Source organism: Idiomarina tyrosinivorans (assembly GCF_003987475.1).
GTDB classification, from domain to species: Bacteria; Pseudomonadota; Gammaproteobacteria; order Enterobacterales; family Alteromonadaceae; genus Idiomarina; species Idiomarina tyrosinivorans.
This window is the reverse complement of sequence record NZ_PIQH01000002.1, coordinates 192,878-207,467: the sequence shown is the minus strand read 5'-3', so window position 1 is coordinate 207,467 and position 14,590 is coordinate 192,878. Positions and strand designations below refer to the sequence as shown.

The following is a 14,590-nucleotide window of genomic DNA, read 5'->3' as shown; positions in this document are numbered from 1 at the left end:
TCATCAATGTATGCATGATGAAGCTTCAAGGATGCGCCTAACGATTCGACATCGTGGGTATATTTGACCAAGCACGAACTTGTCGAAGCCCAGAAATTCGACAACGCGTTTCGCTCCATCTACTCTTGCGCGCCGCGAAAGTGCTTGTAACCGCTTAATGGCTATGCAAAAAAAAGCCGGAGCTCTTCGCTCCGGCCCATGTAATAACGCAGGTGATAAAACTACGCTATTCACTTAGCTTACATCAGACGACTTTGATTAAAGCATTTCTGTGTCCGGCAAACAAGGTATTCTAACTGGAACAACCAAACGGCAGCAGCCAATTCCTTAGAGATAAGACGTTATACGCTTATTACCTGGTTAATCAGTTTTTTCGATCAAAGGTCCACTCAGCCACTGTTTATCTTCCGTCGTTAAAGAGAAAGCGCCTTTGGGATTGACTCTCAGTAACTTGTCAAGGCAATAGATCTTAACTACCTCTTCCTCGTCACCACTAGTTTCTACCTCTGTCTTTTGCACTTGGGCCTTCATTGAGTAACTCCTGCACGTTTTTGATCAATAGTGCGCCCCTAAACAGCATTTGAGACGACCAGTATAGTACTAAAACAAGGTGATTGTTATCGGCAGTATAAAAGTGCCCCCCTCAAGTAAACTAGCGTTTTTAACACAAATGGCATTTATATCTCTTTCTCATCCATGTAAGGTAAGTTTCTATAATTAGGATGCTCTGAATAAAGGGAATTATTATGAAACGCTCACTGTTAGTTACGAGTCTTGCGCTGTGCTTCGCTGGCTCAATTCACGCACAGGACGGTACCGCCAAGCAACAGTTGGTACCAACCGACAACGTCGACTACTCTCACCAAACTATTAAAGCGGCGCATAATGCCAGCAAAGATGTGTCGTTCGTCATGACGCGAGAATCGACAGCAAGCAGCGTTGCCGACGCGGAAGCTAATGGCATCGCAACAATTGATGTGGCCGTGTATTACTCCCCGCTTTACCGCGACTACATGACGCGCTCACAAGTAGTGGCTCGTATTGAGGAATACTTTGAGCAGGTGAACGCGAACGCTCTTGAGTCGAAGGCTTACATTCGCTTCAACCCGGTATTTGTTCGTGAAATTAATGAAGATTTCTCACGCTTTTGCGGAAACGTAAATTTCAGTCCTAGCTGTACTGCCGATGAAGTAGAAAAATTCAATCTTAAAACCTATTACCCACTAGGTCGTAGCGGTTGGATTAACGCACTCATGAGCAATATCGATGCTTGGGAGAATCTTCCAGAAATCGCTGACTACGCAGAGGCGTCTGAGCAGTATGGCGCTGACTTGCACGTTTGGTTTCAGCCTGCTACCGACAAAGAGCTTCGTGAAGGCCCGTTAGGCGTGGGCTCATATCTTGGTCAGAGCGCACTAATGGCAGATACGCCATTAGCCAGTATGGATAGCTTTTCTGAAGAATTCCGTCCCGACCCACAAGAGTTAAAAGACGTGCAAATGGCAAACACGCTGATGCACGAACTTGGGCATAACCTTGGTCTATCGCATGAAATTGAAGACTACGACGACCCAACAAGCTTTGGCGGTGAGCCTGACCAATTCGCTTGGACGTGCGGTGTAGGTATGCGTCCAGGTAACGCGCAAACAGCGATGTGGGCATATACCGATTTACTGCGCCCTGCTTACCCGCTTTATTCAAACCCGGACATTATCCGTAACGAGCGCGTTTGCGGTGATAACGCTGTAGCCAACCAAGCACGAGTGCTAAATGAGTACGGCCCAACGGCAGCGGCAATGGCTGAACGTCCAGCGGTTGTGGGTACGGTCAGTTTTTCTCAAGCAGAATATACTGCCGCGGCCGGTCAAGATGCTATTTTGATTGAAGTGACTCGTACCGGCGATATTAATACTGATGCCGAGGTTGCTGTATTAACGAAGAACGGTGGCGCTATCGAGGGCGAGGATTATACCGTTGACACGCGGTTGGTGAAGTTCCAACCCGGACAATCAACCAATACCGCTCGCATTGAACTGTCAAATACTGACGGCAAAGCAAAAACCTTTGATGTAGTGTTGAAACATCCGCTAGCACTCGACATTACCGGCAATGACCGTGCTTTAGTGAAAATGGACGGTACAGGTAGCGCATTCAGCGGCACAGTTTCAGTCAGCACTGACCAATTATCATTTGGCGAGACTCAGACCCATACGGTAACACTGACGCGTGACAATAACCTTGATTCAGAATTGGTGGTAACAGTACAAACTCAAGGTGGTAACGCGGTACCGAATGTGAACTATCAACCCATTGATACAAACATTCACTTTTTACCTGGAGAGTCTGAGGCAAGTTTCGATGTCACTTCTGGCTCGGCCACCGAGGTGAAAACGTTTAACATTGCACTAAGCTCACCAATGAGTGCAACGTTCAGCGCAGATACCATTAGCGCGACCGTTAACCCCGGCAACCCTGGTTACATCGTCTTTGACAAAACAGTTGGTGAGATCTACTTCTCACGCGATGAGGACTTCACAGAAGTTTGTGAGGACCAAAAAAACGCGAACCCAGAAACACACTTTGTAAATGATGAATACTGTCACTACCTGCGCGTGTACGGAAAAGACTCGCAAACATTAACAATGAATCTACGTCGCAAAGGTGGTACCAGCGGCACCATTACCAACACCGTGGCCTTGGCCACATTAAAGGAAATTCTTGAGCAAAATCGATTCATTTCAATTGAGTGGGATTCTAAGCTTTCACAATATTACGAGGCGATAGGCGAAGACCGTCCGAGTGATGATACAACAGCCGATGTGGAGCAGTATTATATCGAGCCAGAATTTTATAACACTCAAAAACAAACCGTAACATTTGAAGATGGACAAGAAACGGCTACGGTCACTTTCATTGTCAAAGAAATCCCTAATGTGGATTATATCGACGCGCACGGCTACAACACGCTGGCCTACCTTGAAACGCCGGAAGGTAATGATGCGTTCTACTATACAGAGCCAGGCGGCATGTTAGCTACCGTAGAGGACTGGTCACCACAAACTGACAACGGCGGCTCTGGTGATGGTGGCTCGGATAATGGCGGGTCAACAGGCGGCGACACCGGCTCTACTGGCGGGTCAACCAGCGGAAGCGGTAATGACTCTAGCGCCAGTTCGAACACACAGGGCGCGGCGAGTGGATGGTTGTTCTTGCTCTTGACATTGCCGCTGGCGTATAGACGCAAGAAATAGACCCCCTCCATAACAAAAAAGCCGGCTCTCTGAAGCCGGCCTTTTTGCAGCTCGGTATCGGAAAGAGGGGCTATTAATCTAGTAATGCTTCGTAAGTAGTGGTCACGAAAGGTTGGGGGCTATTTTTAAAAGGGAAGCCGCATAGTGGCTTAAGCCGCAAATATCTGGAGAGCCTAACAACTCAAACGCTTAACCCCTAAATCACTTCCAAAGTCGGCGCGGCGATCAGGTTTCGGCTACCACGCAAGGCTCTTAGCACGAGCTCTTAATGAGAGCATTTTATCGTAATCGTCAGATGACAATACCTCTAAAGGTGTCTCACCATTAGAGAGCGGTCTTTTTAACCAATTTGACATCAGCTCATTGGATGAGGTGGCGGCTCTTAAATCCCCCTTTAAGCCAATGATTATAGATAATCGGAACTGGAGCTCCGTACTAGCTGAGCTTGCTATATCGGAAACATTGATTGCGGTGCTGCTCTGAGTAAGTCCGAGAATTTTGTGCTTTTCATCATCACTCAATGACCATTTATCTAAAATATTTAGAGCAACATTTAACGCCCCTTCAGTTTTCTTAGGCGTGAATTCAGTGTCATTCATATAGTCGCTAATGATATTAGTGTTGTTCATATCGGTCCCTTGTCGTCAATGTCGTACGTAGCCGTCATCCTTTAACTCAATGAGTGTCGTGCCTTTTAGGACTAGACTCTTTCTATTACCTAACGACGGAGATGACTATGCCTATGCTAACACTACTATCTAATGATAACGCGATACGCCATCTTGTATTAACACGTATCCCAGCGGTCGGTGAATATATTTTTCATGAGCATCAAACGCTTTTTGTTGAGCGTATCGTTCACATCACACAGAGCGCTGACTCTCACGCCTTAGTCTCGGTTTGCACCGTGGATGCGCGTCCGCAAACACTGAACAACCTCTCTTAACTCTTATTGTGTGTTGTGAGGTGTAGCGGCAAACTAAATTTTGAATCGCCACTAGTTCACTAGACTCTTACTAGCCTCATTCTGAGGCATCAGGGTGTCAATGATACTGGGGGCATTCCAGAAATGTCAGCGACAGATTTCATCATTAAGTTGTTTCTTCCTTATTCTTCGGTTCGCGCTTTCCGTAAGACCGCGAAGTTTTTCGTTACCACCGCTACAGTTCTTGCAATACGTGACACCCATCATCAATAGCCCTGACTTTTCAGCCCCATTCCTATGCAATAGCGCCAATATTCACTTCGTATAACGTGGCTATCGACAACTGTGCGAAGCCAAGCGTGATCGGTCTCGTAAAGTGTCATTACTTTCCATATTTAAATGAGGACGATATATGAAATATGATGATGAAAAAAATGCCCCTCGCAGCCGATTCTTGAACGATGGCTCGTTGAAGCGACTGATAATGGTCAATGTGCTGCTATTACTCTTATTTAGTATCCAAATTCCCGAAGAGTGTAACTTCTGTGCCATCCTAGTGCATGTCGCTATGCTGCTGCTAGCGATCTATGCCTCTATTATGAGTGCTAGAAGTATTAAAGCCCTAGATCAAGTAACGGGTGGTTGGAACAGAGGGGATGGACTGACGTCGGTTGTGATACTGATTTTGCTTTGGTCTGGGTTTACTGCGCTTATCGCGCTAGATCACAGCATCCCGGCTCTGTGGCGATTGGGATAACCTTCCAATGCCACTAACCTATGTAACGCATAACGCGTCACATAGGACTAGAGGATTATTTTTTGACTGGCTTGGCTTTACTCGCATCGAGTTTTTCTTCCAGTTGCTGGTGGCGGCGTTTCGCCTTTGCGGGCATGACGTAATAGTGGTCGCACACTCCAGTAAAATAACCACAAAGTTGATTAGTGAAAATCGAAGGAGCCGTTCAGGCTCCCGTTTTATGGTCTTTCAGTTTGTCAAATAAGGACTTCCGCTAAATAGCGTTCAAGCGATTGTCTATAGCGTCGGGGGGATATGCGCAATTCCTTGCCACATGAAAGTCGAGCAATACTATAACGCCCCAGTTCACTATTAAGCTCCAGCAGACAGTCGGTATTGATAATGTAGCTGTGTGCAACTCGAATAAAGTTCTCCGATAAACGAGCGCTGAGCGCTTTTACAGTGATTCGTGGCATAAATCTTTTTCCGTCTTTAGTATAAATTTGACAGTAATTTCCGGCTCCTTCGACATAGCTAATATCGTCAGTGGTAATGAAGCTGATTGTCCCAATATTGCGGACGGCTAGTTTATCCATTTTTAATCCTCGCTTTTAGTGGGTTGCTATTAGCGGTCATGTCATTATCCAACTCTTTTTCACTGCGTTTATAAGCGAAGCTCTGCGTGCAGCTAATATAATTCTTGTTCATCACGTTTCTCCAAGACAGGTCTATTTTCGACATACCTATCAATCACTTGGCTTGTGTTCACGTATCAGTAGTTCACGCTTGCGGCCAAGATCTTGTAATGCATTAGGCTGATAAAGCTCAATTGCTCCGAGTAAAAGTCGCTCAAGGTTAGCAAGTCGGTTCTCAATCGATAAAAGCGTCCCTGCCTTGCTAGATTTCTGATTGAGGTAGTTTCTCAGCGACTGGCTAACGATAAGACGACGCCCCTTAACCTTTCGAGACGTCAGTGTTTTTCTCACTATCAACCGAGCAACGGTTCGTTCAGTTACTCCCAGCATTACCGCTGCCTCGGCAACACTGAGCATATCCGACTGCTTTTCCTGACAGCGTCCGGACGCTGTCTCAGACTCGGTCATGTCACCGTCAATCGACTCAATCACGACAGAAAATATTCAAATTTTCTTGTTCGCAAATGCAACCAATGACATCCGCCAAAATACAGGTCAGCATTTCCTGTTGCGATGAATGAAATGGCAGTTTCATATCTGTGCACATCTGATAGACCCAGGTTTCTATAGCCTCAAGATTCGATTGCTCGTAACCAAAACCAATATAGGGAACCAGCTCTCGGCCGTTTTTAATGCGAAGTTCATTACAAAGATTTCGTGCAAGCAGGCCGACGAACTCGCGGCGCTCGTGCTGAATAACACGCAAATGATAAAGAATGTCTTGTGTTGATTGAGGCATAATAGCCCTCCTTATGCAGAGAAATGTTGAGCTAGAAGACGTTCGAAAGCAGAGCCGTCCTGACGGGTCAAGTTAGGGACATAACGCGAGTAGACCCGAAACAACATTTCGGTCGTTGAGTGCCCCATCTGCCGGGCAATCCACTCAGGGCTCTCCCCCGCTGCCAGCCACAGAGTGGCAGCGGTGTGACGCGTTTGATATGGACGGCGTTTACGCAGTCCGAGGTGCCGAAGCAGCGGATACCAGACACGTTTGGTGACGTTGTTATGCGACAACGGCGAGCCGTTGCGCGCACAAAATACGTACTGTTGGTCACCTGTTGCTTCGTACTGATGTTTCAACGCATCGAAGACCAACTCGCTCATATCGATGGCGCGGAACGACCCATCGTTTTTGGTACTTTGGATTTCGCCGTTAACGATGGTGCTGCGTACCATGATTTGCCGGCGATCGAAATCCACTGCATCCCACTGGAGACCATCGATTTCTGCTGTCCGCATGCCGGTAAAGAATCGAACGGTGTAGTAGTCCCGAAAGTCGGGACGGACCTTTTCAGTAATGAGGCGAACCTCATCAATGGTGAATGGCTCAACATCCGTGCGCGGCACCTTAAGCGATTTAATTCCCTGGTAAGGTGAGCTAAAATTGTAGCGGTTGGCTGCTTCATTCAAAATCATGCGCAAAGGCGTCATGATGTGGTTTATCCGCGACGGAGATAACGACTTTTTGCTTCGGGACGTAACTTTGGCGAGTGAGGCCCGAAACTCAAGTACTTCCGCTTTGGTGATGCGGCCAACTTCCCTTTCTCCAAAGGCCGGTACGAGATACTTATCCACCGTATTTCGTACCGTATCAGCGTGTGATGTTCGCCACTGAATACGCATTTCAGCAAACCACGTATTGGCAAAGTCGCTGAACAAGGGCGTATCAAGGTACTGACTACGCACCTGCATCTCCTTAAACTGCTGCGCCTTGGCGCTGCCGGGGAAGTGCTTACCATAATCAAAGGTGCCGAGAGTGATTTCCGCTTCAATCCGATCGAGTAACTTCTGTACTCGTTTCCGGTTTTCTCGCGTGTCCTCAAGAGAGGTTTGTTCACGACACCGTTTGCCACGATAACTAAAATCAATAACCAAACGGTTATTCTCCTTACGAGCGTATATTCTAGCCATGAGCGACACCTCCTCGCGCCATTGGGATCGATAATGAGTCATCAGAGCCGCTCATCATGTCGTTCTGAATAGTTTCCCAAATAAAAAGAAGCTTGCGCCCTCCGAAAGGACGAATGTAATGAATCCCCTCCAACAAGACCGAGTCTTTAAACTGCTCCCTAATTGTTCTAGGGTCATATTTGATGCGCTCAGATAATTCTTCAGTGGTAAGGTATGTTCTATTCATGCTATTCTCCTAGTATCTTGAGAGAGCAAAAATGATGCTCTAAAGACACACTATATGCCTATTTAAAACTTGTCAAGCATTTTTGAGTCTCTAGAGAATTAAAATGGGTCGCCAAAATGATAAAATGCAACTTTGCGGAACTTTTAGGGGCGCGGAAATTGAAGATAGCGGATGTAGTCAGAGATACGGGAATTAACCGCAGTACTCTGACCCGCCTATATCATGAAACAACGTCACGAATTGACTTCGATACGCTGGAGACGCTTTGTAGGTATCTGGAGTGTGATGTTGGTCAGTTGCTCGAGGTAACTGATGAGTAGCGTTTCGTTACTAAAGTTGGGGCGAGGAAAAACCTGATGATTTACTTTGATAGTTTGGCATCGTATCCAATGCTCCCAGAGGTAAGCGAAGAGCTTCGGTTAACGATGCAGGCTCATTTCGCAAATCCTTCCGCTTCTCACATGCTTGGAGAGCAGGGAAAGGAGTTGATTGAGGATACGCGGGAGGCGCTAGCGGAGTCGATAGGAGCCTTCGCGAGCGAAATTATTTTTACTAGCGGCGCAACTGAAACTAATAATCTAATAATTAAGGGGGTGGTTTTACCTTTACTTTTAAAGGGTAAGAAACCGCATTTAATAACCTCTGTACTAGAGCACAAGTGTGTATTATCGATAAGCAATTATCTTGAATCATTAGGCTGTGAAGTTACATACCTGAGACCTAACTTTAGGGGTGAAATTAAGCCAGAACAGGTAAAAAATGCTTTAAGAGAAAATACCGTCCTAGTGTCGCTAATGCATGTAAATAATGAGCTAGGCACAATCAACCCTATTAGCGAAATTGGGTACATTTGCACGACAGCAAGGGTCCCTTTACATACTGATGCAGCTCAAAGTTATATGAAAATTGAAACAGATGTCGACGACCTCAACGTAGACTTTATGTCCCTATCTGCTCACAAGATAGGTGGACCTAAAGGCGTGGGTGCTGCCTATATAAGAGACCTCAAGGGTTTAGATATTAGTCCTATCATACATGGAGCAGGTCAAGAGTTTGGTGTGAGAGGCGGTACTTTACCAACACCATTAATTGCTGCTTTTGGCACAGCTATTGGTGTATTCAGCAATTACTATTCGTTACAGCAAAATATGGAGCTAAAACAGCAACTGCTCATCGGGCTTCAAAAACTTGGAGTAAAATACAGAGTGAACGGTGGGGAAGAGGTTTTACCATCTTGTATTAGCCTTACGTTACCATGCAGTAATATAGAGGGGCTGCTCCGTGGAAGCCATCAATCGTTAGCGCTATCACAAGGTTCAGCATGTTCAGCAGGCTCAATCGAACCTTCACACGTTCTAACATCACTACATTTTAATAGGGACGAGGCATCTAAAACGCTAAGAATCAGCTTCAGCCATATAAATACGGCTGAAGATATACAAGCATTACTAAATGAAATAGCCAAGTATACGAAATGCTGAAAAGACCTAATAGTGCTCTTGTGTAATGCTTATTAGAACGACTATTTATAGCAAGTTATACAAGCGCCGCCGCCCTCGACATCGTCATAAATTTCATCAATATCGCTAGACTCATACACCCCTTCGATATCACCTAGAAGCGCGTTCCGCCTTTTCTTCTTCTTGAATCGTTCGACTTTCTTTTCATGATTCTCAATAATCTGAGCACGTCTCTCAGGGTCTTCGAGGGTCTCTAACGGTTCACCTTTTCCCATCCAGTAAAATCTTTCACCAGTGACGTTATTATCCTCTCCTTTCTCAAATTCTTTCGCTTGCTCAAACAGATCGGGGTGATTTTCTTTCAAACGGATCCACTCTATCTTTTTTTGATAGAAGCAAAACGAGCAACCTGAACGAGAGCGCCAACTGTAGTAATCGGGTAAGTCTAATCCATTTCGTTGGAGAATATTTTCAATATCCGACTTTACTATACCGTCCTCTCTAAACGGCATAACGGTAGTAATCGGTTTATCAATAGTTAAGAGCCCTGTTCTGCTTGGTTCATCAGCTCGAATACCAACATAATTTACAATGCGATACCCTTCTTTGATGAAGTTGTCAGCCCACTGCTCAAAAGGTTTTAATTTAAGCTGAACAGTACACCAACGATCTCGCTGAGACGGAAGAAAATTCTGATGCTTCTTAAGCAATGATTTAAAGTCTAGCTCCCCTCGTCCATCTATGTCATTTAGTGAACGAGCATTCAGCCTGTGAATAAATCCTAAACGCTCCTCGAGCTTGTCAATGAAATCATTAGTTTCGGGAAGTTCATACCCGGTGTCAGTAAAGAAATAGTCGATATCTAAGTCAGGGCGAGTTTCTTTCATGTAAAGAGCCAGAGCACTGCTATCTTTTCCCCCTGAGAGCCCAAGAACATGTTTTATTTTTTCACTCATTAGTTCCCTCCAAAGCTTCGACAGGATGCATAAGCTCACTAAGTAACTTAACTAAAACCTCTCTTTTTAGATCGTTAGAAAGTGGTGTAAGTTCCTTGCTCAAAGATTTCAGAAGCCCCTCTATTTCAGGAGCGTTTTCTGAAGTCTTAGATATGTGACCCTCAAGCTCAACCAAAGCACCAGTTTCATCAGTTGTAATTAGTCCAACAGGTTTCGCTGAGGTTTTCGACGTCAGTTTTGTGAAGGTCTCCTCTCGCCTAAACTGACGACACAAGTTATAAATTTCATGCAACCCGTTATTGATATGTTTATCAGTCCAGCTCCGCTCAGCCGCTCCAAGTGCTGTTGATACAACCCATTCGAATGAGTTTTTGTTGTTTATATATCCAGCCAAGCGACTTGCGAATTCCTTTATCGACGGCCTATGGGCGGCCTTTGCTACACGCTCACTTCTTTTAGCGAGTTCCTGGTCAAAGTTTCCACTCAGCTCTTGCCTGACAATCTGTTTAAATGCATCAACCAGAAGTGTGTGCTGTGATGTTAATTCGTCTATTGCTGACTTTAAGCGTACAGACAATTCATCAATAGATTCTTCAGATCCCTGGCCCTTCTTGGGAATGTTGAAAATTTCAGGAATATCTTCAAGCACAAGCTTGTATGGGTCATTTGCTCTCAGCACACTATTTCGGAGGGCCTTAGCCTCTTTAGATAGTTCGACGCTCTTTTCTTCACCGTCAAAAAGATGGCCTGAGGTTTTCTTCACCCAAGGCGGCAAAGTATGGATTAGCTTCACAATATGCTTTGCTAGCTCTAGAAGGTTCGAGTCTTCCTTTGACTGCAACTCCGCAGCTGTTGCAATGCTGCGAACCACGGTGGTTTGGATCGAATCAATCTCAAAATACCTTACTGCAACCTCGTGAGAATGCTTATGTAACTTCTCAACAATAACTTCATCGAGCTGAGGTATGAATATAAAGCTTTGAGTTGAATCCTTGTCGTAAAAAGCTACCTTTCCCTCTAGAGATTTTAGTAGAGCTAAGGCATAAATACGGCAAAGGCCAGCTGTCAAACCGAAAGGCGGACGCATCCACATTTCATAAAGCTCTGACAAAGTAACCATTTTGTCTGCCGATTTGATAAAGTTAAAGCCACTTTCCCATAGTCTATAAGCATCTTCGAATTCTGCTTTTAATTCAGGACTCCAGTCAGATACGAACGCATACCCACACGGAGTCTTCTGGTGCCAACCTTTGCTTTTCAATACGGATAGATAAACACCTTTTTCCGGCGGGAAAGTGTTCTCATCAAAACCAAGATCAGATTCATGCTCGCTATTCAGCATTGCGAGCATCAACTTGTTCGTAGCTGAATTGGCGTTACCGGATGGCTTTGAACGATTTACCAGTTCGTTAATAACTGTAGGAGAGCGGTTGTACATTGAGTCAGCAGCTAGAGAGGCCAACTGTGACAACGGAGCAATGCCTTTCGACTCTCCCTTATAAAACCATTTCGCACTGGAAAACAACGCTTCAAGCTCGTTGGAAAGGCGATGACGAGCATCTGATAAGCGATTGTTTAATTCCTTTTTTGCTACGTGGTCGTGCGCTAACCTATCTTCTCGTTTAAATACGTTATTAATAGCAATTGACTCAATCGCTGATGCTTTTAGCTTACTTGTACTCTTCGGAGAGCCTAATAGTAAATAAGGGTATTCCTTAGATAACTTTTTCAATTCATTGTGGTTTAGTGACTCGCCGATTAGAACAAAGGTACTAAACGGCTCTCCTGCCTTCGGTTGCTCTTTCGAATCAACCTGTGAGATCGCTTCTGCGTACTCCACAAAGGTAGTCTCTGTCCACCTCATGGCACCAGTTCTGTGGTAGTGTGAGGATGCTAGTATGTGAGTTGCAGAGTAGCATTCATTCGCCCAATTTACCCCGTCCTTAATCGACTCAACTTCGCTAGCAATAAGCTCATTTACATCAACGTCACTTCCTTGGAAAACAAATAGAGCATTATGTTTTTTTCTAAAAATAAGAACCGACGATTTTTCTAGTTCATCTATTACGCCTTCAACCTCTGGCCTTTCAAAGCCGTAACCTTCGTAATATTTAACTAACAGCTCGCGAGTTGCATATAAGTGGAAAGATTGACCAAAAACTGTTAGTAAAGCAACCAGAGAAGTGAGTTTACGGTACAGCTCTCCATCTTTAGCTCCAGCTCTATAAATTGCATCGTTTGCTTCGAGCCAAGCCTTTCCATCTGGTGAGCTATTAATGAGATGTCCTAAATTAGTCTCTAAATAGTCCCACAGAAGATCCGGCCCATAGAGGTGTAATGAGTCCGGCGACCATTCATTTTCCAGAAACCAACGGAAGCCATACCTTTCACTTGAAGCTAAAAAACCAAAAATACTCCGCTCATTTTGTGAAAATCGCCGCCTAGAAATTGGCCCCAATAGTAGGCTGACTAGTGGGTCGATGGGTAAAGCGTTGAGCAACGGAGTAGTTGCAGATATTGCGGGCGGTAACTCAGTCGAAATCGAGTCAACTAACCCTGTGTATTTATTCAGTAGCTGTTTTTCTACCTCAGGCTCGACCCTTATAGAGTCTGCTATCAGAATAAGAGACTCATCCACTGTTGGGTTATAGCTCAAATCGCGATAGCGACCTTGAACTTTTGCCCATTCTTGCTGAGTAAGTGCAGCTTTGCCTTTTGCATATTGATTAAATGCTTGGTGTAGAAAACCAATGATGATAACTGGCTTTTCGGACTTTTGTGCCAAGTCAGCGAGTTCTTGAAAGAAGTACAAATCTCCATCATGACTCGACTGATAATCCAATGCCTTTCCGAGTTCATCGAGTAGAATGACCACTCCATCTAAGTTCTTCAAGGCTTCTTGAATCGAATTACTAATCGCCTTTAAACAATCGGTATCAGACATAGGAGCGTTGATACGACTAATCTCACAGTCCAACTGACTGCAAACTGATTCTGCTATAGAGTGTGCAGGGTTATTTAAACCGCACACATGTTTTATAACGCCCCAGCCATTTTTGTAAGGAAACGCTCTTTCAATAGTTTCATTTAATGAGTCTGCATTTTTAAATTTATCTAGAGTAGATTGTCTGTGGTTGCTATTACGCCCTACCGCACCCGATATCAGAGCCGCAAGAGTTGACTTACCCGAACCGTAAGGCCCCGTAACAGTGAATGCTCTTTGTGAACTTCCTTGAATCTCGCGCGCTACAGTAGATATTGTTGATTTCAACGTCCCATGAATGATAACTGCGTTTAAAAACTCATCGAAATTATCAGCAACCGCATCGATTCGAACCGAACTCTTGTACTTATCATTAATATAGACACTAGTAGACATAGCCGTCACCGTAATAATCATCTAAAAATTGGGCAGGGTACTTCTTCAGAAACGGGGCGACCATAATTTGTCTCAGCCCAAGAGAATCGGTCCAAGATACTTTTCCGTTTGAAATGGAAGCTAGATCATCTAGCTTATTCGATAACCCTTGCTCAGATAGGCGAAAAATTCTACCAGGGGAACACGGTTTAGAGAGCAAGGAGTCAAAATCAATGGTGTTAACACCTGACTCAGCCGTCTCATTACCAACAAAACGACAAAGAGCATAGGCGAAAATCTCTGTAGGCAAAGATGGTCGCTCTGTGAACTCGCTAACGCAAAACCCGCCAGAAACCTCCGTAATGAGCCCCAGTTCAGAAAGTGGTGATGCAAAATGGTCTTCATCAACGGCTTTTGATTGCCGTGTTTTTTTACTATAGGTATGCAAAAAGCAATCTACGTCTTTCTTCACAGTAGATTTCTTTCCTGCTTCCATATTTGTCAAACTAATAGTGCTCGACATAATTTCGTCGACCAACTTAGGTTTTTCAAAGCTTTGAAAATTACAATAGTTGAAAAAGTAGCGATATGAAGTTAATAGATCCGTAGAAGCATTCAAGCGGTAGTGAAGCAACCAAATAGAACCGGTCTTTTCGAGATAAGGATCAGCATTACCATAACTAGCATCTTCCTTAAAAAGAAAGCTACCTAAATCCGTCACTGCTAACTGACTTCGTGAATTAACCAAAGAGGACGAAATGACATCAGTCATCTCAGCCCAATAGCGAATTGCGTTCACCATATTTTTACCGACGCCTAATGAAACAATGGCATCGCGCACAAAATCATCCGATGACTTTGCATTTTTACTATTATTTATCAGTAGGTTAACAGCTTTATATAGCCACCCATACCGTAGGGGAAACGTATCGTGACCTGAAAATTTCGGTTTCATACCAATATCCTTTTTGGAGAACCTCTCCAAAATATCATAAGAGATACATTGAGTCAGCCGTAACCGGAAAAGGGGTTGTACCTTTTATCGTTTACTGTTTACTGTTTACTGTTTACT

15 protein-coding genes are annotated in these 14,590 nt (G+C 44.5%); 5 read left to right on the top strand and 10 right to left on the bottom strand.

From position 1 onward, the window contains the following. Nucleotides 1-360: 360 nt before the first annotated feature. The gene (locus tag CWI84_RS11725; protein WP_157980987.1) at nucleotides 361-531 is read right to left on the bottom strand and encodes a hypothetical protein; all 171 of its coding nucleotides are present in this window, start codon (nucleotides 529-531) and stop codon (nucleotides 361-363) included. A gap of 215 nt (nucleotides 532-746) precedes the next feature. Between CWI84_RS11725 and CWI84_RS02955 the strand changes: the two genes are divergently transcribed. Continuing rightward, entirely contained in the window at nucleotides 747-3,251 is a 2,505-nt protein-coding gene (locus tag CWI84_RS02955) for a Calx-beta domain-containing protein (protein ID WP_126841081.1), read from the top strand. A 236-nt stretch (nucleotides 3,252-3,487) separates the two neighbouring features. Here the strand turns inward: CWI84_RS02955 and CWI84_RS02950 are convergent, their stop codons facing one another. Further along, nucleotides 3,488-3,880: a hypothetical protein gene (locus tag CWI84_RS02950; RefSeq protein ID WP_126841080.1), complete on the bottom strand. Its 393-nt coding sequence runs from the start codon at nucleotides 3,878-3,880 to the stop codon at nucleotides 3,488-3,490. 107 nt (nucleotides 3,881-3,987) lie between these two features. Here CWI84_RS02950 and CWI84_RS02945 point away from each other — a divergent pair, with 107 nt between their 5' ends. Then, complete coding sequence (locus CWI84_RS02945; protein WP_126841079.1) at nucleotides 3,988-4,197, top strand: hypothetical protein; 210 nt, start codon at nucleotides 3,988-3,990, stop codon at nucleotides 4,195-4,197. A gap of 391 nt (nucleotides 4,198-4,588) precedes the next feature. After that, on the top strand, nucleotides 4,589-4,933 hold the full coding sequence (locus tag CWI84_RS02940; RefSeq protein ID WP_126841078.1) for a hypothetical protein: 345 nt from the start codon (nucleotides 4,589-4,591) through the stop codon (nucleotides 4,931-4,933). 236 nt (nucleotides 4,934-5,169) lie between these two features. On the opposite strand, the gene CWI84_RS02935 is transcribed toward CWI84_RS02940, so the two are convergent. The 5 genes from CWI84_RS02935 to CWI84_RS02915 all read right to left on the bottom strand — a co-directional run bounded on the left by CWI84_RS02935 (nucleotide 5,170) and on the right by CWI84_RS02915 (nucleotide 7,744). Beyond that, nucleotides 5,170-5,508 carry a LytR/AlgR family response regulator transcription factor gene (locus CWI84_RS02935; RefSeq protein WP_126841077.1) on the bottom strand — a complete coding sequence of 113 codons (339 nt, stop codon included), beginning with the start codon at nucleotides 5,506-5,508 and terminating at the stop codon, nucleotides 5,170-5,172. A gap of 150 nt (nucleotides 5,509-5,658) precedes the next feature. Then, nucleotides 5,659-6,015 (bottom strand): helix-turn-helix domain-containing protein, encoded by a 357-nt coding sequence (locus CWI84_RS02930; RefSeq protein WP_126841076.1) that lies wholly within the window; start codon nucleotides 6,013-6,015, stop codon nucleotides 5,659-5,661. Nucleotides 6,016-6,031: 16 nt separating this feature from the next. Then, on the bottom strand, nucleotides 6,032-6,346 hold the full coding sequence (locus CWI84_RS02925) for a hypothetical protein (protein WP_126841075.1): 315 nt from the start codon (nucleotides 6,344-6,346) through the stop codon (nucleotides 6,032-6,034). A gap of 11 nt (nucleotides 6,347-6,357) precedes the next feature. Continuing rightward, nucleotides 6,358-7,518: an Arm DNA-binding domain-containing protein gene (locus CWI84_RS02920; protein WP_126841074.1), complete on the bottom strand. Its 1,161-nt coding sequence runs from the start codon at nucleotides 7,516-7,518 to the stop codon at nucleotides 6,358-6,360. Next, the gene (locus CWI84_RS02915) at nucleotides 7,511-7,744 is read right to left on the bottom strand and encodes a hypothetical protein (RefSeq protein ID WP_126841073.1); all 234 of its coding nucleotides are present in this window, start codon (nucleotides 7,742-7,744) and stop codon (nucleotides 7,511-7,513) included. The genes CWI84_RS02920 and CWI84_RS02915 overlap by 8 nt, the downstream gene beginning before the upstream one ends. Nucleotides 7,745-7,860: 116 nt before the next feature. Between CWI84_RS02915 and CWI84_RS02910 the strand changes: the two genes are divergently transcribed. Both CWI84_RS02910 and CWI84_RS02905 read left to right on the top strand, forming a co-directional pair. Then, nucleotides 7,861-8,064 carry a helix-turn-helix domain-containing protein gene (locus CWI84_RS02910; protein ID WP_126841072.1) on the top strand — a complete coding sequence of 68 codons (204 nt, stop codon included), beginning with the start codon at nucleotides 7,861-7,863 and terminating at the stop codon, nucleotides 8,062-8,064. Between the two features lie 36 nt (nucleotides 8,065-8,100). Continuing rightward, a complete protein-coding gene (locus CWI84_RS02905) occupies nucleotides 8,101-9,225 on the top strand; it encodes a cysteine desulfurase family protein (RefSeq protein ID WP_126841071.1) in 1,125 nt (374 codons plus the stop codon). A gap of 41 nt (nucleotides 9,226-9,266) precedes the next feature. Here the strand turns inward: CWI84_RS02905 and CWI84_RS02900 are convergent, their stop codons facing one another. Genes CWI84_RS02900 through CWI84_RS02890 form a run of 3 tightly spaced genes read right to left on the bottom strand, consistent with a single transcriptional unit; the run spans nucleotide 9,267 to nucleotide 14,473 of the window. Continuing rightward, nucleotides 9,267-10,160 carry a phosphoadenosine phosphosulfate reductase family protein gene (locus tag CWI84_RS02900; protein WP_126841070.1) on the bottom strand — a complete coding sequence of 298 codons (894 nt, stop codon included), beginning with the start codon at nucleotides 10,158-10,160 and terminating at the stop codon, nucleotides 9,267-9,269. After that, nucleotides 10,153-13,539, bottom strand: a complete 3,387-nt coding sequence (locus tag CWI84_RS02895; protein ID WP_126841069.1) for a hypothetical protein — start codon at nucleotides 13,537-13,539, stop codon at nucleotides 10,153-10,155. The genes CWI84_RS02900 and CWI84_RS02895 overlap by 8 nt, the downstream gene beginning before the upstream one ends. Continuing rightward, nucleotides 13,529-14,473: a DUF4007 family protein gene (locus tag CWI84_RS02890; protein WP_126841068.1), complete on the bottom strand. Its 945-nt coding sequence runs from the start codon at nucleotides 14,471-14,473 to the stop codon at nucleotides 13,529-13,531. Before CWI84_RS02890 ends, CWI84_RS02895 begins: the two co-directional genes overlap by 11 nt. Nucleotides 14,474-14,590: the final 117 nt, after the last annotated feature.